At 63.0% G+C, this 20174-nt stretch carries 19 protein-coding genes and 1 other RNA gene; 15 read left to right on the top strand and 5 right to left on the bottom strand.

Going from position 1 to position 20174, the window contains the following annotated elements; genetic code table 11:
* Positions 1-24: 24 nt before the first annotated feature.
* Positions 25-1203, top strand: a complete 1179-nt coding sequence (locus SPISAL_RS05745) for an FAD-dependent monooxygenase (protein ID WP_016353533.1) — start codon at positions 25-27, stop codon at positions 1201-1203.
* Here SPISAL_RS05745 and chrA read toward each other — a convergent pair whose 3' ends face one another.
* A complete protein-coding gene (gene chrA, locus SPISAL_RS05740; RefSeq protein WP_016353532.1) occupies positions 1204-2376 on the bottom strand; it encodes a chromate efflux transporter in 1173 nt (390 codons plus the stop codon).
* A gap of 62 nt (positions 2377-2438) precedes the next feature.
* Here chrA and ffs point away from each other — a divergent pair.
* The 6 genes from ffs to SPISAL_RS05715 all read left to right on the top strand — a co-directional run bounded on the left by ffs (position 2439) and on the right by SPISAL_RS05715 (position 7437).
* An RNA gene (ffs, locus tag SPISAL_RS08845) (signal recognition particle sRNA small type) lies at positions 2439-2535 on the top strand.
* A gap of 50 nt (positions 2536-2585) precedes the next feature.
* Positions 2586-4196 carry a DNA polymerase III subunit gamma/tau gene (gene dnaX, locus SPISAL_RS05735; protein ID WP_016353531.1) on the top strand — a complete coding sequence of 537 codons (1611 nt, stop codon included), beginning with the start codon at positions 2586-2588 and terminating at the stop codon, positions 4194-4196.
* 9 nt (positions 4197-4205) lie between these two features.
* On the top strand, positions 4206-4526 hold the full coding sequence (locus SPISAL_RS08900) for a YbaB/EbfC family nucleoid-associated protein (RefSeq protein ID WP_016353530.1): 321 nt from the start codon (positions 4206-4208) through the stop codon (positions 4524-4526).
* A gap of 3 nt (positions 4527-4529) precedes the next feature.
* Positions 4530-5129 carry a recombination mediator RecR gene (gene recR, locus SPISAL_RS05725; protein ID WP_016353529.1) on the top strand — a complete coding sequence of 200 codons (600 nt, stop codon included), beginning with the start codon at positions 4530-4532 and terminating at the stop codon, positions 5127-5129.
* A 194-nt stretch (positions 5130-5323) separates the two neighbouring features.
* A complete protein-coding gene (locus tag SPISAL_RS05720; RefSeq protein ID WP_016353528.1) occupies positions 5324-5743 on the top strand; it encodes a universal stress protein in 420 nt (139 codons plus the stop codon).
* A 38-nt stretch (positions 5744-5781) separates the two neighbouring features.
* The gene (locus SPISAL_RS05715) at positions 5782-7437 is read left to right on the top strand and encodes a BCCT family transporter (protein WP_016353527.1); all 1656 of its coding nucleotides are present in this window, start codon (positions 5782-5784) and stop codon (positions 7435-7437) included.
* A 4-nt stretch (positions 7438-7441) separates the two neighbouring features.
* Here the strand turns inward: SPISAL_RS05715 and SPISAL_RS05710 are convergent, their stop codons facing one another.
* The 3 genes from SPISAL_RS05710 to cysB are packed head-to-tail and all read right to left on the bottom strand — an operon-like array spanning position 7442 to position 11100.
* A complete protein-coding gene (locus tag SPISAL_RS05710) occupies positions 7442-8146 on the bottom strand; it encodes a 3'-5' exonuclease (protein WP_016353526.1) in 705 nt (234 codons plus the stop codon).
* On the bottom strand, positions 8143-10068 hold the full coding sequence (locus SPISAL_RS05705) for a DUF294 nucleotidyltransferase-like domain-containing protein (RefSeq protein ID WP_016353525.1): 1926 nt from the start codon (positions 10066-10068) through the stop codon (positions 8143-8145). The genes SPISAL_RS05710 and SPISAL_RS05705 overlap by 4 nt, the downstream gene beginning before the upstream one ends.
* 45 nt (positions 10069-10113) lie before the next feature.
* Positions 10114-11100, bottom strand: coding sequence for an HTH-type transcriptional regulator CysB (gene cysB, locus SPISAL_RS05700; protein ID WP_016353524.1), 987 nt, complete (start codon positions 11098-11100; stop codon positions 10114-10116).
* 42 nt (positions 11101-11142) lie between these two features.
* On the opposite strand from cysB, the gene SPISAL_RS05695 reads away from it, so the two are divergent.
* The 4 genes from SPISAL_RS05695 to SPISAL_RS08690 all read left to right on the top strand — a co-directional run bounded on the left by SPISAL_RS05695 (position 11143) and on the right by SPISAL_RS08690 (position 13300).
* The gene (locus SPISAL_RS05695; protein WP_016353523.1) at positions 11143-11790 is read left to right on the top strand and encodes a MotA/TolQ/ExbB proton channel family protein; all 648 of its coding nucleotides are present in this window, start codon (positions 11143-11145) and stop codon (positions 11788-11790) included.
* The gene (locus SPISAL_RS05690) at positions 11787-12224 is read left to right on the top strand and encodes an ExbD/TolR family protein (RefSeq protein WP_016353522.1); all 438 of its coding nucleotides are present in this window, start codon (positions 11787-11789) and stop codon (positions 12222-12224) included. The genes SPISAL_RS05695 and SPISAL_RS05690 overlap by 4 nt, the downstream gene beginning before the upstream one ends.
* Positions 12221-12637: an ExbD/TolR family protein gene (locus tag SPISAL_RS05685; protein WP_016353521.1), complete on the top strand. Its 417-nt coding sequence runs from the start codon at positions 12221-12223 to the stop codon at positions 12635-12637. Before SPISAL_RS05690 ends, SPISAL_RS05685 begins: the two co-directional genes overlap by 4 nt.
* 81 nt (positions 12638-12718) lie before the next feature.
* Positions 12719-13300, top strand: coding sequence for an energy transducer TonB (locus tag SPISAL_RS08690; protein ID WP_144060392.1), 582 nt, complete (start codon positions 12719-12721; stop codon positions 13298-13300).
* Between the two features lie 3 nt (positions 13301-13303).
* Here the strand turns inward: SPISAL_RS08690 and SPISAL_RS05675 are convergent, their stop codons facing one another.
* Positions 13304-13987, bottom strand: coding sequence for a Bax inhibitor-1/YccA family protein (locus SPISAL_RS05675; protein ID WP_016353519.1), 684 nt, complete (start codon positions 13985-13987; stop codon positions 13304-13306).
* A 136-nt stretch (positions 13988-14123) separates the two neighbouring features.
* Here SPISAL_RS05675 and thrH point away from each other — a divergent pair, with 136 nt between their 5' ends.
* The 4 genes from thrH (at position 14124) to prfB (ending at position 20168) form a co-directional block, all read left to right on the top strand.
* Complete coding sequence (gene thrH / locus SPISAL_RS05670; protein ID WP_016353518.1) at positions 14124-14765, top strand: bifunctional phosphoserine phosphatase/homoserine phosphotransferase ThrH; 642 nt, start codon at positions 14124-14126, stop codon at positions 14763-14765.
* A complete protein-coding gene (locus SPISAL_RS05665; protein ID WP_016353517.1) occupies positions 14762-15313 on the top strand; it encodes a metallophosphoesterase family protein in 552 nt (183 codons plus the stop codon). Before thrH ends, SPISAL_RS05665 begins: the two co-directional genes overlap by 4 nt.
* Positions 15306-19043 (top strand): ATP-dependent RNA helicase HrpA, encoded by a 3738-nt coding sequence (hrpA, locus tag SPISAL_RS05660; protein ID WP_016353516.1) that lies wholly within the window; start codon positions 15306-15308, stop codon positions 19041-19043. The genes SPISAL_RS05665 and hrpA overlap by 8 nt, the downstream gene beginning before the upstream one ends.
* Positions 19025-20168 (top strand): peptide chain release factor 2 gene (gene prfB / locus SPISAL_RS05655; protein WP_144060390.1). Its coding sequence is split into 2 segments (ribosomal slippage): positions 19025-19144 and positions 19146-20168, totalling 1143 coding nucleotides; the frame shifts between segments, so codons are not numbered across the junction. Before hrpA ends, prfB begins: the two co-directional genes overlap by 19 nt.
* Positions 20169-20174: the final 6 nt, after the last annotated feature.

The following is a 20174-nucleotide window of genomic DNA, read 5'->3' as shown; positions in this document are numbered from 1 at the left end:
CAGTGAATCGATAGGAGCCATCGCATGGAATCCAACGGCGTACTGGTGGTAGGCGGAGGCATGGTTGGCGCGGCCCTGGCTGTCGATCTGGGCCGCCGCGGCATTCCGGTGCGCGTACTCGAGGCCCATCCACCGAAACCCCTCACAGGCGATGAGCCACTTCGGCTCCGGGTGTCGGCACTGAATCGACGCTCAATCAGTTATCTCGAAGAGATCGGCGCCTGGTCGGCGCTACAGCCCGGGCGGTTGGCAGACTTTGACGAGGTGCTGACCTGGGATGTCAGCGGATCCGGCCGGCTGCATTTCAGTGCGGAAGAGCTGGGGCTTGAGCGCCTGGGTGTGTTCATCGAAAACGAACATCTTCAGACGACCCTGCTCGATGTCGCGCGGTCGCAGAGCGCCGTGCAACTGGATGCGCCAGCGCCGACGCTGGACATCGAGCCGGGTGACTCAGGCCCGCGCTTAGAGCTGGCTGGTGAGGGCACACTTGATCCTGGCCTGGTCGTGGCTGCGGATGGCGCGGCCTCGCCCCTGCGCGATGCAGCGGGTATCCGGGTTTGGGAGGGCGATTACGGCCAGCATGCGGTCGTCGCCACTGTCGATCCTGAACCCGCTGCAGCGCGTCGAACCTGGCAGCGGTTCACCCCCGAAGGCCCCCAGGCCCTGCTGCCGCTCGCCGGTGGCGCCGCCTCTCTGGTCTGGTATGTCCGGCCTGCCAAGGCCCGCGAGCTTCTGGCGCTGCCCGAAGCGGACTTTGTTCGCGCCCTTGAAGATGCGATGCCGGTTGAGCTGGGTCGGATTGCGCATTTGTATGGACGGGCCAGCTTCCCGATCCGTCGGCTGCATGCCCGGCGCTACTGGCGGGGTAATCTTGCGCTGGTGGGTGATGCCGCGCATGTCATCCATCCATTGGCTGGACAGGGCGTGAACCTCGGCCTGCGCGATGCCCGGGCGCTGGCCGAGCAGATTGCCGAGGCGCATCGTCTGGGCCTGCCCCTGGCGCATCCACCGCTGCTCAGTGCCTATGAGCGGGCTCGGCGCCCTGACAATCAGCTGATGCAGTCCACTATGACCGCCTTCCACGTGGGCTTTACTGCACCGATCGGTCCGTTGGCACCACTGCGGGGCTGGGGGATCGGGCTTGCCGATCGAGGGGGCTGGCTGAAGCGTCGCGTTCTGCGTTACGCCCTGGACGGTCAGTAGTCAGCCGCTCGGCAGATAGGTCAATAGTTGAGCGAGCGCGGCGCAGGCGGCGACGACCAGATAGGCGGGTACTCGCCCCAGCGATAGCGCCGCTAGCGCGGCCCCGGCAATGCCGGCATCACTCAGCTGCCGAATGCCACCGGTCAGCAGCGGATCCCATAACACCGCCGCCAGAAGGCCTACGACCGCCGCATTGATGCCCAGAAGGGCCTGCTGTGCTCGCGCATAGCGACTGACGTGGCCCCAAAATGGCAACAGACCCGCCATGAGCAAAAGGCCGGGTGCGAAGAGCGTGACCACGCCAAGCAGCCCGGCCCAGATCGGCATGTCAGGCAGTGCCTGAGTGCCCAGGTAGCCACCGAAGGTAAACACCGGCCCGGGTACGGCCTGCGCCATCCCATAGCCGGCGAGGAAGCGGTCACCCTCAATGAGCCCGGGGTTAACCAAACCGGATTCCAGCAACGGCAGAACCACATGTCCTCCACCAAACACCAGGGCACCGCTGCGGTAGAGGGCGGCCCAGGCCGGTGCGATGTCCAGGACAGGCAGCCCGACCAACATCACGCCGATACCAAAGAGCGCGAGGGCGACGATGCCGATACGCGGGGAAAGGGGAGTGGGTCCGTCGACGTCGTTTACGCTGGGTGGGGGCATGATCAGCAGCGCAACGAGCCCGCCCGCCACAATAACGCTCACCTGGCCTGCGATACCCGGCATGAACGAGACACCCATCGCGGCACCGAGGGCAATCAACGCGCGCGGGCGATCCGGGCATAGTTGCCGGGCCATGCCGTAGAGGGCGTTGGCGACGACGGCGATAGCCGCCAGTTTAAGGCCTTGTAGCCAGCCGGCATTCCCCAGCTCAGCGAAGGCCATCGTCCCGACGCCAAAGGCGATCATGATCACGGCAGAGGGCAGGGTAAAGCCAACCCATGCCGCGAGGCCGCCCGCGAGTCCACCGCGATGCAGGCCAATGGCGAAGCCGGTCTGACTACTCGAGGGGCCGGGCAGCATGTGGCTGAGGGCCATGAGCTGGGCATAGGCTGCGTCTGTCAGCCACTGGCGGTCGTCGACAAACCAGCGTCGGTAATAGCCGAGGTGGGCGACAGGCCCGCCGAAGGCAATACAACCCAGGCGCAGGAATACCCAGAAAATCTCAGCGCTGCGCTGCATGGTTTCTCCCAGTGAATGCTCGCCCGTCTGCCTGCAAACTGCTAGCATCGTCGATGCGGTGGCGCTGGTCCCCTCGCGACGATAAACCGCAAACCCCGTCAGGCCCGGAAGGGAGCAGCGGTAGCGGTGGACTCGGGCGCCGGGGTGTGGCTGGCGCCCCGCCTTTTCCCTTACCGCCTCGTCCCCTGCCCGATGATATACTCCAGAACATGACGTATCAGGTGCTTGCCCGCAAATGGCGGCCGCGCAGTTTCGCGGAAATGGTCGGCCAGAGCCATGTGCTGCGTGCGCTTGGCAATGGCCTCGCCAATGGCCGCCTGCACCATGCGTATCTGTTCACGGGCACGCGTGGTGTTGGCAAGACCACCGTGGCGCGGATTCTGGCGAAGTGCCTGAACTGCGAGGCCAACGGCGTCACGGATGTCCCTTGTGGCACGTGCTCCGCCTGCCTTGAGATCGATGAAGGCCGCTTCGTTGATTTGATTGAGGTAGACGCCGCCTCCCGAACCAAGGTCGAGGACACGCGCGACCTGCTCGATAATGTTCAATACGCCCCAAGTCGCGGTCGCTTCAAGATCTACCTCATTGACGAGGTCCACATGCTCTCGGCGCACAGTTTCAATGCGCTGCTGAAAACGCTTGAAGAACCGCCGGCGCATGTCAAATTTCTGCTGGCGACCACCGACCCGCAGAAACTGCCGGTGACAGTGCTTTCGCGCTGCCTTCAGTTCAATCTCAAGCCGCTGTTGCCGCAGATGATCACCGGTCAGCTCGAGCGAATTGCCGAGGCTGAGGGGATCAACGTGGAGCCGGCCGCTCTGCAACGGCTCGCGACCGCAGCGGATGGCAGCATGCGCGATGCGCTGAGCCTGACCGATCAGGCGCTGGCCTTTGGTGGCGGCGCACTGGCTGACGCCGAGGTTCGGGAGATGCTGGGGACGTTGCCTCAGGAGCATCTGTGCGACCTGCTGGATTGCCTGGCTGCTGGCGACGGCGTGGCGCTGCTTGCGGCGATCGAGCGCCTTGCCGAGACCTCGCCGGATTTTGATGAGGCGCTGGCCGAGCTCCTGGTGATGCTCCATCAGCTCACCCTTGCGCAGACGGTGCCAGATGTCCTTGATGGCGAAGGGCTCGCGGATGAACGGTTAAGAACAATCGTGCAGCAGTTTGACGCCCCTGGCGTGCAGCTGCTCTATCAGATCGCGCTGATAGGCCGCCGCGATCTGCCGCTGGCCCCGGATCCGCGCACGGGCTTTGAAATGACCCTGTTGCGAATGCTGGCCTTTCAACCCGACGTCGTGCCGTCCGCCACAGATGCAGCGCCCAGGGCGGCGCCGGAGCGCACGCCCGCACCCGCACCTCGAGCCGAGCCAGAGCTTGGGCCTGAGCCTGAGCCTGAGCCTGAGCCTGAGCCTGAGCCCACGTCGCCGTCTACGGCGGGCGCGGTTGACTGGCATGCGCTGGTGGCGAGTCTTCCCCTGAGTGGCATGGCGCGTGCGCTGGCGGATCATTGTGACTGGGCTGGCGAGGAGAGGGGTCGGGTGACCCTGCGCATGGACGCTGGCCACAGCCATCTGCTAAACGAAACCGTTAAGACACGCCTCGCTGAAGCCCTCTCCACACATTTTGGCCGGCCGCTGAGCGTTGAAGTTCGTACCGGTGCAGTGCAAAGCGAGACGCCGGCCGCGGCCGCGGAGCGAACTGAGGCAGAACGCCAGGCCGCCGCGCGTGAGGCCATTGAAACCGATCCAAATATTGCGGCACTTCGGGAAACCTTCGGTGCCGAAGTGATGAGTGACTCCATCAGGCCACGGGATTAGGAGAGAGACATGAAAGGTGGAATCGGCAACATGATGAAACAGGCCCAGCGCATGCAGGAAGAGATGCAGAAAGCGCAGGCCGAACTCGCTGAAATGGAAGTGACCGGTCAGGCCGGTGGCGGCATGGTCAGTGTCGTGATGACCGGCCGTCATGAGGTGCGGCGCGTCACGATTGACGAGAGTGTCTATGACGACCGCGAGATGGTTGAAGATCTGGTGGCGGCGGCCTGCAATGACGCCGTCCAGAAGCTCGAGCAGGTGACCCAGGAGCGAATGTCCAATGTCACCGAGGGCATGAATCTGCCTGCGGGCATGAAGATGCCGTTCTGATTCATGGTGCAATCGCCGCTCGTTCGCGAACTCATCGAAGCGTTTCGCTGCCTGCCCGGCGTGGGGCCCAAATCTGCGCAGCGGATGACCTACGCGTTGTTGCAGCGTGATCGGGGTGGGGCGCAGCAGCTAGCCCGTGCCCTTGATGCGGCGGTTGAAGGCGTCGGCGAGTGTGAACAATGCCGTACGCTCAGTGAGACGGCCGTCTGTGGCCTATGTGCCAGCGATCGGCGAGATGCTGGGGTGTTGTGCATCGTGGAAAATCCGGCCGACATCCAGGCGCTGGAAGATGCCACGGACTATCGGGGCCGGTACTTCGTGCTCAAAGGCCGCCTGTCGCCGCTGGACGGGATTGGCCCAGCGGAGCTTGGCCTCGAGGTGCTTGAGGCCCGCTTCAACCGGGGCGAGGTGCGTGAAATCATACTGGCGACCAATCCCACGGTCGAAGGTGAGGCAACCGCGCAGTACGTTGCGGAAATGGCACGGGGCGCCGATATCCGTGTCTCGCGCATCGCCCATGGCGTGCCGCTGGGGGGTGATCTCGAGTACGTGGACAGCGGCACGCTGTCCCATGCCTTTGCTGGTCGCTCGAATTACGAATGACCCAACCCCGGGTTGACCGAGCGGGTCTTGTACCTCAGCCTGCCGTTGTACTGTCACAACAATTTGGCAATGAAGTCGGCTGATTTACGCACGGTCATTGCGGTTACAAACACTGAGCTCACCGTTTTCCATCCCGTTCCCGATCACCGCTTCTCCTGTCCAGTCGACGCTTGTCAACGCAAGGAGTTATGCGCATGTTCAAGAAGATCCTGGTCCCGGTGGACCTTGCCCACCTTGAGGCACTGCAGCGTTCATTGACTGTGTGTGCCGATTTGGCGCGGCACCATGGCGCCGAAGTTTGCTACCTGGGGGTGACGGCGACCACACCCGGCACCGTGGCCCGCAGTCCCGAGGAGTACGAGCAGAAGCTGCGAGACTTCGCGGCAGAACAGGGCAAAGTGCACGGCCAGCCGACCTCGGCCCGGTGTATCAGCTCACCCGATCCGGTCGCTGATCTGGAAGACCACATCATTGAAGCCATTCGCACGGAGGGTGCCGATCTGGTGCTGATGGCCACGCATTTGCCGCGCCATCTCGATGCGGTCGTGCCTGCGCACGGCGGGAAGGTGGCCAGCCATACGGACGTATCCGTCTTTCTTGTGCGCCCGGCCTAAAGGGCACGGGCTTGCCCAATGAACCAGGGAGAAACACCGTGAGCAGCGAAAACTCTAACGAAACGAACGAATCCGTGGGGGTTCCCGCGCCGGAGGGACCGGCCAATCTCATTGATACCGACTATGTCATCGGTCAGGACAACGTCGCCGCCAGTCCGCTCGGGATGGATGTCGATCTGCATGGCAAGGTCTTTACCGTCTCGTCTCTGGTCATCCTCCTCTTCGTGATTCTGACGCTCGCCCTGCAAAACCAGGTCGAGCCGGTTTTTGAGGGTATGCGGGCCTGGCTGACCAGTAATCTCAGCTGGGTCTTTTTGAGCGGCGCCAACGTGTTTCTGGTCCTCACCGTTGGCCTGATTTTTACGCCACTCGCCAAGGTCCGCCTGGGTGGACAGCACGCCACACCCGATTTCAGCTATGCCGGCTGGTTTGCCATGCTGTTTGCCGCCGGTATGGGCATTGGGCTGATGTATTTCGGTGTTTCCGAGCCACTAAGCCATTACGGAACCGCCCTGGGCGGGACCGCTGCTGAGGGCGGTGTGCGGACCGACTGGGCTCCGCTAGGGGCCGCGGCAGGTGACGAGCAGGCCGCCGTCACGCTCGGAATGGCCGCCACGATCTTCCACTGGGGTATTCACCCGTGGGCGATTTACGCCGTGGTGGCCCTGGCGCTGGCGCTGTTCTCTTTTAACAAGGGTCTGCCGCTGACCATGCGCTCGGTTTTCTATCCCATCCTGGGTGAGCGGGTATGGGGCTGGCCGGGTCACGCCATCGATATTCTGGCGGTCTTTGCCACGCTGTTCGGGCTTGCGACATCGCTTGGGCTGGGTGCGAAGCAGGCGACGACCGGGCTTTCGCACCTTTTTGGTGTGCCCAATAACGAGCTCACCATGGTGCTACTCATCATGGGGATCACCGTCATCGCGCTCGGCTCCGTGATGCTGGGCGTGGATAAAGGGGTCCAGCGCCTCTCTCAGATCAATATGGCCATGGCCGGGCTGTTACTGGCCTTTGTCATTATTGCGGGGCCAACGCTGCTGATTGCGACGGGTTTTTTCGAGTACATGCTGGCTTATCTCAAAAACCTGCCGGCGCTCAGCAATCCGTTCGGTCGCGAAGACGCCAACTTCAGCCAGGGCTGGACTGCGTTCTACTGGGCATGGTGGATTTCGTGGTCACCGTTTGTGGGCATGTTCATCGCCCGGGTCAGTCGGGGGCGCACAGTCCGTGAGTTCCTGATCGCGGTGCTGATTATTCCCACGGTCATTTCCGTGCTCTGGATGACGTCACTCGGCGGTACGGGCATCCACCAGGTCGTGAATCTCGGCATGGAGAACGTCGCGTCGGCCAGTGGTGATCTGCAGCTTTTCGAGATGCTGGGCAATCTGCCGTTGGGCCTGATCACCTCGACCATCGCGATTTTCCTGGTCATCGTGTTCTTCGTGACCTCGTCGGACTCGGGTTCGCTGGTGATTGATGCGATTACCGCGGGTGGCAAGGTGGATGCGCCGAAGCCTCAGCGGATGTTCTGGGCCATCATCGAAGGCGCCATTGCCATTGCGCTGCTGCTTGGCGGCGGTCTGACCGCCCTGCAGGCGATGGCGGTCTCTGCCGGCTTTCCGTTCACGATCCTGCTGCTGTTTGCTTGCTACTCGATTGTCCGGGGTCTCATGGACGAGCCTCGAGGGGCGTAGCGGGTCAAATCCAGAGCTGGCCAATGGCCGTCGAGGGACTGTAGTGGTGCTGGATCTGCGCCTGCAGTAACTCGGCGGTGGCTAGCGCGTCCAGCGCGGCTTGATGGCCCTCGTAGAGCGGCAAGTGGTAGCGCGACCGGCTGTCTCCCAGCCGGATTGAAACGGGGGTCTGGCCAAAGATCGCTCGCATGCGGGTTCGCCAGCCGCGACGATAGCGTCGGGCTTCCAGATCCATGGTGTCGATAAGCGGAAAGCGCAGCGGCTCCTTGAAGCGCTGCTGAACGGCGCGCCCCAGAAATGCTCGCTCGATCGGGTGGTAATGCACCACCGCCAAGTGACCGGCGAGGCAATCCAGCAGCTCGGGAAGCACATCGGCAAAATCCGGCGCCTCTTGGGTGTCGGAATGCGTGATGTGGTGATACGGAATGCTCTCCCCGGAAAACCCGGATGGCGGACGTAGCACCCAGGCGCGTCGCTCACCCAGGTGAATGCGCTGCAGATCAAACGGGATCAGGCCGATGCTGAGGATCGCGCTGCGGGCGGGGTCAAGCCCGCTCGTTTCCAGGTCCAGCGCGACGAGGGGTGTCTCGCTGATCGGCTGCTCAGCCGTCAGGCTGAATGTTTGATAAAACGCCTGGAGTTGGGGTTGATGCGCGCGCTGCGCTTGTCCCCGCATCCACGACGGCCAGTCACCGCCGCCGGCCCTCATCCGGCGCGTCGGCTTGTGCTGCGGCGAGCGGTTGGCATCGGGTAGCGGAAGCGCAGGAATTTTTGTGCGTGGCTGAGGGCACGGAAAGCCTCCTTAAGCTCGGCACGCTGCTTATCGGGTACGTTCTCCGGCTCGATATTATTATCCGGCTCGCGTTCCTGCTCGATGTCGATCGCCTGGTGCTCGAGTCGGGTGAAGCTGAGGACTTCAAGGGCAAAGCGCAGATTCTCGGGCACGCCGGGGCCAAGCAGCTGGGTCTCGGCGATGTCATTGAGACGCTCGAATGAGTTCTGTGCCCGGGAGCCGCATGCCAGGGCGTGGATGCGAATTAGGTCGGTCAGTGGCGCAGTGCCTCGGCGTTTGACGTTAATTGAGTTGTTGTGCCGGCCATCCTTTTCCATCACGAAATCCCGAAAAAACCCAATGGGCGGCGTCCGATTCAATGCATTGCGGGCCATCGCCGCAAGGAAGGCCGGGCTTTTACCCGCTTGCGTGGCCACGCGCTCCTGGAGCTGCTCAACCAACCGCTCCTCGCCATAGACGTTATCCAGATCAAAGAAAATATTGGAATGCAGCAGACGCTCGGGATTCGGCGCCTCGATCCAGCTCTGGAAGGTCTGTTTCCAGACGCCGAGCGGCTGACGCCACTGCGGGTTTGTCGCCATGATGTCGCCTTTGCAGTGGGCGTAACCGCAGGCATCCAGCCCATCGCTGACGCGTTGGGCGAGGGCGAGGAAATATTCATCGTGTGCTGATGGATCAAAGCGGTCGTCGAGCACCAGCGCGTTATCCTGGTCCGTGACCAGGGTCTGCTCGTTGCGCGCCATGGAGCCCATCGCCATAAAGGCATACGGCACTGGTGGTGGCCCCAGGTCTGCCTCGGCGAGTTCGATCAGTCGGCGTGTGAAGCTTCGCCCGACGGCCGATAGCGCGGTGCTCATGGTCTTCGAGTCAGCGCCTTCGCGAATCATGCGCACCGCCGATGCACGCACGTCCGGCAGCAGCGTTGCCAGGCCGCGCACGCTGTCCTGGCTGAAAATACTGTCCATCAGATACAAGCTACTTTGGGTCTCGTAGCGCACGACATCCTCTAGGCGGATGACGCCGATCGGCCGGCGGCGGTGGATGACGGCCAGATGATGGATATTGTGGCGCAGCATGATGAGCATGGCTTCCTGGACCGTTTCATCTGACTGCACGGCGACCAGGTGGTCAGTAACGATTTCGCCGACCGGGGTTTGGCTGTCTCGGCCTTCGGCCACGACCCGACTCCGGAAGTCCGCATCGGTCAGGATGCCGCGAACCTGCCAAAGCGCACCGTCGGTGTCGGCATAGGTGTAGCGGGGATCATCACCCTCGGCCTCTACCACCAGCACGGCGGCGAGTGGTTCACCCGCAATGCGCTGGGCCACGGCCTGGGCCGTCTCGGTGGCCTCCGCGATCAGGGGTGGCCGCGCGACCAGTCGGCGCACACGCGTTGTGAGCATGTCCTGACTGCGTTGGGAGACTGGCTGGGAGGCCTCGGGGCGCGTGCGTCCGAGCTCCACGAAATCGGCGAAGTCTGTGTCTTCCTCGCAGAGTTGATCAAACAGGTCCGCCGGGATCAGATAAAGCAGCGTGTCTTCCAGGGCGATCGCGGGGTATTGAGTCCGTCGCCCGCGCAGCAGGCCGTATTGGCCAAAGATGCCGCCCTCGCTGAGTCGGTCGTAAAGATCGCCGCTTCGCCGGTAGATCTCCACAGCGCCGCTACGCACGTAGTACAGCGCGTCAATCGAATCGCCAGCCGCGAGGATGTGGCTGCCAGCCCGGTAATACGACACCTCGATCTGCTCGGTAATCGCGTCGAGATGCTCATCGGATAAGCCATCGAAGGGCGGAAAATCGCTGAGGTGGCGGCGGATGCCCAGCAGTTCCGGATCCATGGGCTTAACCTGTTACGGGAAAGGGGGAATATGTCTATTGTCCGCCTATGGCCCGGCCCGGTCCAGGGCAGGGCCCAGGCGCTCGTAGAGGGCTTCCCGGGCCGCCGGTGTGCGGGCCTCTCGCCCCTGCTCGACGGTGTCCGGGGTGAGGTGGGCCGCGAAGGTCTCGATAAACGCCAGCATGTACCCGCGCAGGTACGCACCCCGGCGGAAGGCGATGCTGGTGACACTCGGCGCGAACAGGTGCCCCGCATCAAGGGCAACGAGACCCGTATCGCGATCCGGATCGAAGGCCATGCTGGCCATGATCCCCACCCCCAGACCCAGTTGGACGTAGGTCTTGATGACCTCAGAGTCGGTGGCGGTGAAGACGACATCCGGTGCAAGGCCACGGTGCGCAAAGGCATCATCTAATCGGGAGCGGCCCGTAAAGCCGAACACGTAAGTCACCAGCGGGTGTTCGGCCACCGCCTCGAGCGTCAGGGGTTTGACCGTGCATAGCGGATGACCCTCAGGGACGATGATGCTGCGGTTCCAGCGATAGCAGGGCAGGATCGCCAAGTCCTCGTAGAGCTCGAGCGCCTCGGTGGCGATCGCAAAGTCGACGTTACCGTCCATGACCATTTCGGCGATCTGAAGCGGCGTGCCCTGATGGAAATGTAGGCTGACCCCCGGATAGGCATCGCGAAATCGACTGACGGCTGGGGGGAGTGCATGGCGGGCCTGCGTGTGGGTGGTGGCGATACTGAGACTGCCGGTCTGCTCGTCGCCATACTCCTCGGCAATGGCCCCGATGTTCCGGGTCTCCGCCAGCACACGCTCAGCGACCTGCATGATCTCTTTGCCCGCTGGGGTAAGCTGGGTAAAGTGTTTGCCGCTTCGCTCGAAGATCTGTACGCCGAGCTCTTCCTCCAGCAGGCGAATTTGCTTGCTGACACCGGGTTGAGAGGTATACAGCGCCTCGGCCGCCGCTGAAACGTTCAGACCGCGGCGATTGACCTCAGCGATGTAGCGAAGCTGGCTGAGTTTCATGGAATTCCTTAATTACATTTTGCTCTATTTTCGGCCTTATCAATGCCATTTGTAAATAATTGGAACGCGCTGGGAGTTGCCGCGCCGGTCATTGCCCTCCTGCTGATACTGTCGGTTGTCGCGCTGGCTATCGTCCTGGCCAAAGTATGGCAATTGCGGTCTGCGCCATTGCGGGTCTCCGGGGCGATGCGCGAGGCCTTGGCGCTGGCCCAGGCGGGGCACTACGACCCGGCAGTCAATCGACTGAGCCGTCACCGGGGCCCGGTTGCGCAACTATTGGCAGGCGCTGTCGAGGGGCTGGCCGCTGAGCGGGATGCCGTGGCGATCCGCGAGGCATTCGAGCGACAGGGGACGGTTGTGCTCATGGAGCAACGCGATGGTCTGCGCACGCTTGAGATGATTGGGCATCTGGCGCCACTGCTGGGGCTGTTTGGTACCGTGCTGGGCATGATCGAGGCGTTTCAGGCGCTTGAGGCCGCAGCCGGTCCCGTCGATCCCGCGATGCTCTCCGGCGGTATCTGGGCCGCCTTGTCCACCACCGCCCTTGGCCTTGCCGTCGCGGTACCCAGCGTCATTGCGTTTAACCTGCTGGATCAGCGCAGCTTACGCTTTGCCCAGGTCCTGGACGGACTCATTAGTGAGCTGTTGGTGCCCGATGTTGCGAAGCCCACCGCGGCGCCACAGCCATGAGCGTGGAGGCAGCCGTTGGATCTCGCCATCGCAGGGCGATCGTTGCGCTCACGCCATTGATCGATGTGGTCTTTATCCTGCTGGTGTTTTTTATGCTGGCAGCGAATCTGCAGCGACCGGAGACCCGTTTGCTGATACCTGGTGGCGCAAGCACTGGCGATAGCGTGGAGGACGCGCTGGCTTATCAGGTCACGTCTCGAGGCCTCGTGCCCGTCGATGCGGCGGCGACAGCCGGATCGCCACGCGCCGAGACGGAAACGGCGGCGAGCATTGCGGCGAAATGGGAGGCGCTCCCGCCTGCAGCTGAGGGGCAGCCGCCGGCGTTGACCCTGCAGGCTGGCGAGGGCGTTGGCCTGCAGGCCCTGATGGATGCCATCGAACGTCTGGAGGCCGCCGGTGTAGACGAGATCCAGCTCATGGAACCCGTGGAATGATCAGGCGCGGGTTGCTGGCCAATCTCAGCGCCACAGGACGGCGGACCCAGGGTGATCCGCTTCTGGCGTTAATCAACGTCGTTTTCCTGGTCCTGATTTTCCTGATGATGAGCTCGGCGCTCATTACACCGCCGCCGTTCGCGCTCGATCCTGTGCGAGGCGAGGGCGAGTCGGCCGACTTCGAGGAACCCGCCAGAGTTGCCGTTTCCTCGGCTGGTTCGCTCGCCTGGGGCGGCAAGCGACTGTCTGAGAACGCCCTAATCAAGCGGCTCGAAGGCGAGGATGCGATGGGGGGCGTTCTAATTACCGCCGATGGCGCCGTGGAGGCGAACACGGTGATGGGTCTGGTTCGGCGCTTGGAGGATGCCGGGCTGGGCCCCGTCCACCTGCATTTGCCTGAACGGGAGGAGTAGTTGATCGGCTTTCGTCACCCGATGCGATTCCCCTTGGCTCTTTCCCTGGGCGTGCATATCGCAGCGCTTGGCGGGTGGGCAATGCTTCAGAATGCATCACCGGATCAAACAGCGCCGGCGGGGGGCGAACCTGCCCGCCTTTCCGTTGTTGCGCCTGCTCAGCATTCGGCGCTGGCCACAACCACCACCACCGACTCATCGGTTGTCGAGCCCCGTTCACCGTTGCCCGAGTTGCCGTCAGAAGCGCCGGCTCCGGCGCAGTCGACGCCTGAACCGGAAGCAGAACCCGAGCCCGAGCCCGAATTGACGGAGCAGCCAGCGCCAACCCCGCTGGAGCCGTCGGCTGGGGAAGGGGTAAGCGGAAAAGCAGAAGAAGCGGATTGGAAAGCCGAGTTACAGGCGCATCTTGCGCAGTATCGCCGTTATCCCCGGCGCGCCCTGTTGCGGGCGCTGGAGGGCGACGTTCGACTGGCGCTGGATATCGATGCAGCGGGCCGCATTCTGGATCACCGCCTGGCGTCGCCTAGTCGGCATGACTTATTGAATGAAGCGGTTCACGAGATGGTATCTCGTGCGAACCCCGTTCCGGCCCCCCCGGCCTCTGCGTTGGCCGGGGGGCGTCTGAGGATAACGGTGCCGGTCCGGTTTACGGTTAACGAATAACCGTTACCGCTCGCCAGCGAAGGCCGCGAGCAGCTGCAACAGGCTCAGGAACAGGTTGTAGATCGTCACGTACAGCGTAATGGTGGCCATGATGTAGTTGGTCTCACCGCCGTGAATGATCTCGCTCGTCTGGTAGAGAATCAGCGCACTCATCAGCACGACAAAGGCTGCGCTGACCGCAAGCGAGAGTGCCGGCACCGAAAAGATGATGGCAATGATCGCGCCGGCAAAGGCCACCAGGACACCGGCGAAAATGAATCCGCGCATGAAGCTGAAATCGCGCTGGCTGGTCAGGGCATAAGCCGACAGCCCCAGGAAGGTAACGCCCGTGCCGCCCAGCGCCATCATGACCAGCTCAGCGCCGTTGCTGAAGGCTGAGAGATACAGACTGACGATGGGCCCGAGTGTGAAGCCCATAAAGCCGGTGAGCGCAAAGACGCTCGCAAGGCCCCAGATGCTGTTGCGCAGTGAGGTCGTTAAAAACAGCAGCCCGAAATAGCCCCCGAGGACGAGTAGCCAGTGCATGGGCGGGGCATTGGTTGCCATGGCGACACCCGCCATGGAGGCGCTGAACAACAGCGTCATGGCCAGCAGCGCATAGGTGTTGCGCAAAACCTTGTTGGTCGAGAGAACCGAGCCAGCTGCCGAGCCCTGGCCAACCGTTGCGGTGCGGAAATCCTGAGCCATTGAAAGCCCTCCAGTCGTATTCATTAAACCTGTATCAACATGCCATTAGATGGGGTCATTGTCACGTTGGTTCAACCCCGTGAAGCCTTCATGACAGCAACGCCGTCGCGCTTGCAGCCCCGCCGGAAAACCCTTAGTGTCCGCCACGCTGCAACCGAGTACCTATCACGTGAATATCATCTGTCTTGACCTAGAGGGCGTACTCGTTCCGGAGATCTGGATCGATTTCGCTGAGCGCACGGGCATCGAGGCCCTGCGGGCGACCACGCGCGACATCGCCGATTACGACGAGCTGATGCGCATGCGTCTTGCCGAGCTTGAGCGCCAGGGGCTCGGGCTGCCGGACATTGAAGCGGTGATCGCCGGAATGGCGCCATTGCCAGGGGCGGCGTCTTTTCTCGCCAACCTGCGAAGCCATTACCAGGTGGTGATCCTCTCGGATACCTTCTATGAGTTCGCACGGCCGCTTATGCGCCAGCTCGCCTGGCCAACGCTGTTCTGCCATACCCTGCAAACGCAAGGCGACGGTCGGATTACGGGTTATCAGTTGCGGATGGGTGATCACAAGCGCGCGGCTGTCGAGGCATTTCGCCAGTTGCGATTCCGCACGGTTGCAGCGGGAGACTCCTACAACGACACGGCCATGCTGGCAGCGGCCGACCACGGGATTTTGTTTAATGCCCCCGACCAGGTGGTGACGGATTTTCCGCATTTCCCGGTGGTGAGAGACTACGAAGCCCTGAGTTCGTCCATTGCCAGTGCCCTGGAGTCGGTATGACTGAGCGCACCCTACGGGTGGCGCTGCTGGCTGATACCCATGGGTTTCTCGACGCCCGGGTTGCCGAGGCAGTGGCGCGGTGCGACGTTGCGGTGCATGTGGGTGATGTCGGTGGTGCCGATGTCCTGTTTGCGCTTCATCCGACTGAGGAGGTGATCGCCATCCGCGGGAACAACGATGACCACCGTCATTGGCCAGAAGCGGAGAGTGACATGCTGGCGACGCTGCCGGCGGAGGCCAGCGTTGATTTGCCGGGCGGGCGGCTGAAAGTCGTCCACGGTGATGACGGGGGCACGGTCGCGCAGCGCCACCGGCGCTATCGTCGCCATTACGCGGATTATCGGGCGGTTGTGTACGGCCATAGCCATCGACAGTTGCTCGAGCAAACGGCACAGCCCTGGTTGCTCAATCCCGGTGCGGCAGGCCGGACAAGGACTTACGGTGGCCCAGGCTGCATGATCCTGACCTGCGCCAGGGCAGCTTGGCAGGTCGAGTCATTGCAGTTCGAACCGCGCAACTATCGAACCCATCGCGCCCGGGGTGACTGACCGGCGGCGCAAGCCGGCTGAGCAGCGGGAGCAGGCCAAAGCGGCTCGGCAGGCCACTTCACTCAATCCGGGGTTTGGCCAGGATCTCCCGGTCCTTGAGCACGCAGAAGAGATTGCGGAGGCGGTCCGGCAGCACCCGGTCGTGGTGATCTGCGGCGAGACGGGGTCAGGCAAGAGCACTCAACTGCCCAAATTGATGCTTGAGCTTGGTCGCGGCGTCGACGGGGCAATCGCGCATACGCAGCCACGACGGATAGCGGCACGGAGTCTCGCAACGCGGGTCGCCGAGGAATGCGATACCCGCGTTGGCGAAGGGGTGGGCTACCGAGTGCGCTTCAGCGACCGAACAAGCCCTGGTACCCGGGTTAAGCTATTAACGGACGGTATGCTGCTTGCCGAAACGCAGAGTGATGCCGATCTTGCCGATTACGACACCATTATTATCGACGAGGCCCATGAGCGAAGTCTGAATATCGACTTCCTGCTCGGATACCTGAAGCGTTTACTGCCGCGGCGTCCCGAGCTGCGCGTGATCATTACCTCCGCCACGATCGACCCCCAGCGATTTGCCCACCACTTCGACGATGCCCCCGTGATCGAGGTTTCAGGCCGGACCTACCCCGTCGAGACCCGCTATCGCCCGTTGGCGGCTCAGAGCGAGGACGAGCGCGAACGCAGCTTACGCCAGGGCGTGCTGGATGCCGTGGATGAGCTCGCCCGCGAAGGCCGTGGTGACGTGCTGGTCTTCCTGCCGGGTGAGCGTGAAATTCGTCAGTGCGCGGAGGCGCTGCGTAAACACCACAGCGCCTGGACTGAGGTGCTGCCCTTGTTCGGGCGTCTGTCCGCGGCCGAACAGCAGCGGGTGTTCGCGCCCCATGCGGGACGGCGCATTGTGTTGGCGACCAATGTCGCGGAGACGTCACTGACCGTACCCGGTATTCGCTATGTGGTTGACAGTGGCCTGGCGCGAATCAGCCGCTACAGCTATCGGACCAAGGTCCAGCGCCTGCCCGTGGAGCCCATTGCTCAGTCCAGTGCCGATCAGCGAGCGGGACGCTGTGGCCGAGAAGGCCCCGGCGTCTGTATCCGGCTCTACGAGCAAGACGACTACGAGGCAAGGCCGCGGTTCACTGACCCGGAGATTCTTCGCACGAACCTGGCCTCAGTGATTCTGCAGATGAAACATCTGCGCCTGGGCGCCATCGAGCAGTTCCCGTTTGTTGAGCCGCCGGATCCACGTTACGTCCGCGACGGGCTCAAGCTGCTTGACGAGCTGGGTGCGCTTGACCGTCGGCAGAACCTCTCGCGGCTCGGGCGGCAGTTGGCGCGGCTGCCGATTGACCCGCGCCTTGCCCGCATTCTGCTGGCCGGGAATCGGGAAGGGGCGCTTACTGAGATGCTGGTCCTGGCCGCAGCGCTGTCGATTCAGGACCCGCGCGAACGCCCAATGGACAGCCGTGAGGCGGCAGATGCCGCCCAGTCGACCTGGCAGGATCGCCAGTCTGACTTTGCGGGGCTCTTGCGTCTGTGGCGCGATTATCGAGAGCAGGCGCAGCATTTGAGCCGGCGTAAGCTCCAGGCCTGGTGCCACACCCATTTCCTTTCCCATGTGCGCATGCGCGAATGGGCCGATGTCCATGGTCAACTGCATGGCCTGGTGCGGGGCATGGGCCTTGCCGAGAACGCTGAGCCCGCCAAGGCGGTGGCGATCCATCGCGCCCTGTTAACCGGTTTTCTGTCCAACATCGCCCGCCGGGAAGACGGTAGTGAGTACCGCGGCGCGCGGGATCTGAAACTCGCCATTCATCCCGGGTCCGGAGTCGTCAAAAAGCGCCCGCGCTGGATTGTGGCTGCGGAGCTTGTCGAGACGCGGCGCGTGTTCGCGCGCACGGTCGCTGAGGTGCGGCCTGAGTGGATTGAGCCACTGGCCCGCCACCTGCTCAAGCGCCGGGTCCACAGCCCGTGGTGGCAAGCGGATAAGGGCAAAGTCATGGGTCGTGAAGAGCTCACGCTCTACGGCCTGCCGATTGTGAGTGGGCGCAAGATCGACTACGCCCAGGTTGCGCCCGCTGAGGCGCGCGAGGTCTTTATTCGAGACGGGCTCCTGGGCGAACCGCCGCCGCAGCCCCCCGAGTTCCTGAGCGCCAACCAGGCGCTTGTCGCCGAGCTGGAGACACTGGAGGCCAAGACCCGTCGCCGCGATGTCGTTGCGGACCTGGATGCGCTGTATGCCTTCTACGATGAGGCGCTGCCGGCGGAAGTCGTCGACGGTCCCAGTCTGCAGCGCTGGTTAGACGCGGGCGGGGATGACCGATCGCTGCGCCTGTCTCGTGAGCAGCTCATGGCGCGCGGGGTGGAGAGTACCGGGGTCGCCTATCCCGATCATCTGGCCATCAGTGGCGTGCAACTGCCGCTGCGATATCACTTCGAGCCGACGGCCAGCGATGACGGCGTCAGCGTCTGCATTCCGATTGCTGCGCTGAATGCCCTCGATCCGGAGCCGTTCGAATGGCTTGTCCCGGGCCTGTTAGAGGAAAAGGTCATTACCTTGATCCGGGCCTTACCGAAGTCCTTGAGACGGCATTTCGTGCCGGTCCCTGATTTTGCCCAGGCCGTGCTTGAGGCCCTGCCAGATCGTGAGGGGTCGCTTGAGTCAGCGGTGCGCGGCGAGCTCCGGCGGATGACCGGCATTGATCTGCCGGGGGATATCTGGGAGGCGGTGAGCCTGCCGGCGCATCTGAGCATGCATTTTATTGTGCTGGATGAGGAAGGGCAGACGATCGCGAGCGGCCGCGACCTGCCGGCGCTTCAGCGGGATCTGGCCGGGCGCGCGACGGCGCAGTTTGCAGCACGTACCGAGCCGGGTTTCGAGCGCACCGGGATCACGGATTGGGACTTTGGTGATCTGCCCGATCAGGTCGCGTTCGATCAGGGCGGCATCACCTTGCAGGGGTATCCCGCACTGCAGGTCGAATCGGAGGGCCTGGCTTTGCGACTACTCGACAGTCCTGAACGGGCCGAAACGATCCATCGGGCCGGTGTGCGTCAATTGCTCATGAAGCGCTTTGCCCAGCAGGCCCGACAGCTGCGGCGTGGCCTCGAGGGGCTGGATCGCATGGCGTTGCTTTATCGGGATGTGGATGGCCCGGACGGTCTTAGACGCGATCTGACGGCCGCGGTTTTTGACCAGGTCTTTCTGCAGCAGGGCGTGCCCCGCGACCGGGCCGGTTGGCTGACCTGTTGCGAAGCGGGTCGCGAGGGCCTGATTGAGGCGGGTGAGCAACTGCGGGATCGCGTCTCTGATATCCTCTCGCGCCAGGAGCAGGTCCGCCGGGCGCTGAAAGGCAATGTCTCGCTGGGGCTGATTGACAGCTACCAGGATATTCGTCATCAGCTCGATGGCTTGATTTACCCCGGTTTCCTGCTTGAGACGCCGCCTGAGCGGCTTGCGGACCTGCCGCGCTACCTTGAAGGGTTGCGACGGCGAGTCGAGCGGCTTCAGCGCGATCCGAGTCGGGACCAGGCCGGGTTAGCGGTGATTCAGCCCCATCAGCAGCGGCTGGATGAAACGCGTGAACGGCATGCCCGCCGCGCTATCCGTGACCCAGCGCTGGAGCAGGTCCGATGGCTGATTGAAGAGTATCGGATCTCGCTGTTTGCACAGGAGCTCGGAACCCGTGAGCGCGTCTCGGAAAAGCGCCTGGCGCTGGCATGGGAAGATGTGCGCTAGGCAACGACGAGCAAAAAAGGAGTAACGGTCTGGATACCAACCCGATTGCGACCCGCATTGATGACCTGAAGGGACGGACCGAGTCCCTGAGGGGGTACCTTTGACCTCGCTGAGCAGCAGGAGCGCTTTGAAGAGGTTACTCGGGAGCTTGAACAGCCTGATGTCTGGAACGACCCGGAGCGCGCCCAGACGCTGAACCGCGAGCGGGCCAAGCTAGAGAAGCTCGTGACCCGGATGCAGACGCTCATTAATGGCCTGCAGGACGCCGAAGAACTGTTCGCCATGGCGCGAGAAGAGGGCGACGACGACACCCTTGAGTCGGTGGTCGATGACCTGGCGGGCTACGAGCGCACCATCGAGGGCCTCGAGTTTCGCCGCATGTTCTCGGGCGAGATGGATTCGGCGAATGCCTTTGTCGACATTCAGGCCGGTTCGGGCGGCACGGAGGCGCAGGACTGGGCGGAGATGCTGTTGCGCATGTATCTGCGCTGGATCGAGCGGCGTGGGTTTACCAGCGAGCTCATCGAGGTCTCGGAGGGTGAACAGGCCGGCATCAAGAGCGCCACGATTCGCGTGGAGGGCGATCACGCGTTCGGCTGGCTGCGCACGGAAACCGGCGTTCATCGCCTGGTTCGCAAGTCGCCATTCGACTCGGGTAACCGGCGTCATACCTCGTTTGCGTCGGTCTATGTCAGCCCGGAGCTGGATGAGGATATCGAGATTGATGTGGATCCGTCGGATCTTCGTGTCGATGTCTATCGGGCCAGCGGTGCCGGTGGCCAGCACGTCAACCGCACGGAGTCCGCTGTGCGCATCACCCACCAGCCGACCGGTATTGTCGTTCAGTGCCAGAACGATCGGTCGCAGCACAAGAATCGGGCCACCGCCATGAACCAGCTGCGCGCCAAACTCTGGGAGCGGGAGATGGAAGCGCAGCGTGCCCAGGCTGCGGAGGTTGAGGAGTCAAAGGCGGATATTGGCTGGGGCAGCCAGATCCGCTCCTACGTACTCGATCAAAGTCGGATCAAGGATCTACGCACGGGGGTGGAGGTTGGCAACACCCAGGCCGTGCTGGATGGCGATCTCGATGGCTTTATCGAAGCCAGTCTCAAAGCCGGCCTTTAATCGGCG

The organism is Spiribacter salinus M19-40 (genome assembly GCF_000319575.2).
Classification (GTDB): domain Bacteria; phylum Pseudomonadota; class Gammaproteobacteria; order Nitrococcales; family Nitrococcaceae; genus Spiribacter; species Spiribacter salinus.
This window is presented reverse-complemented; position numbering and strand designations above follow the sequence as displayed.

Coding starts and splice junctions, on each gene's coding strand:
- cysB (WP_016353524.1), bottom strand. CDS start 11,100: ATGAAACTCAGCCAGCTTCGCTACATCGCTGAGGTCAATCGCCGCGGT.
- SPISAL_RS05705 (WP_016353525.1), bottom strand. CDS start 10,068: ATGGATCCGGAACTGCTGGGCATCCGCCGCCACCTCAGCGATTTTCCG.
- SPISAL_RS05690 (WP_016353522.1), top strand. CDS start 11,787: ATGAGCGTGGAGGCAGCCGTTGGATCTCGCCATCGCAGGGCGATCGTT.
- SPISAL_RS05710 (WP_016353526.1), bottom strand. CDS start 8,146: ATGAGGGCCGGCGGCGGTGACTGGCCGTCGTGGATGCGGGGACAAGCG.
- SPISAL_RS05695 (WP_016353523.1), top strand. CDS start 11,143: ATGCCATTTGTAAATAATTGGAACGCGCTGGGAGTTGCCGCGCCGGTC.
- SPISAL_RS05685 (WP_016353521.1), top strand. CDS start 12,221: ATGATCAGGCGCGGGTTGCTGGCCAATCTCAGCGCCACAGGACGGCGG.
- dnaX (WP_016353531.1), top strand. CDS start 2,586: ATGACGTATCAGGTGCTTGCCCGCAAATGGCGGCCGCGCAGTTTCGCG.
- SPISAL_RS05720 (WP_016353528.1), top strand. CDS start 5,324: ATGTTCAAGAAGATCCTGGTCCCGGTGGACCTTGCCCACCTTGAGGCA.
- SPISAL_RS05745 (WP_016353533.1), top strand. CDS start 25: ATGGAATCCAACGGCGTACTGGTGGTAGGCGGAGGCATGGTTGGCGCG.
- SPISAL_RS05665 (WP_016353517.1), top strand. CDS start 14,762: ATGACTGAGCGCACCCTACGGGTGGCGCTGCTGGCTGATACCCATGGG.
- recR (WP_016353529.1), top strand. CDS start 4,530: ATGGTGCAATCGCCGCTCGTTCGCGAACTCATCGAAGCGTTTCGCTGC.
- chrA (WP_016353532.1), bottom strand. CDS start 2,376: ATGCAGCGCAGCGCTGAGATTTTCTGGGTATTCCTGCGCCTGGGTTGT.
- SPISAL_RS05675 (WP_016353519.1), bottom strand. CDS start 13,987: ATGGCTCAGGATTTCCGCACCGCAACGGTTGGCCAGGGCTCGGCAGCT.
- SPISAL_RS08900 (WP_016353530.1), top strand. CDS start 4,206: ATGAAAGGTGGAATCGGCAACATGATGAAACAGGCCCAGCGCATGCAG.
- SPISAL_RS08690 (WP_144060392.1), top strand. CDS start 12,719: ATGCTTCAGAATGCATCACCGGATCAAACAGCGCCGGCGGGGGGCGAA.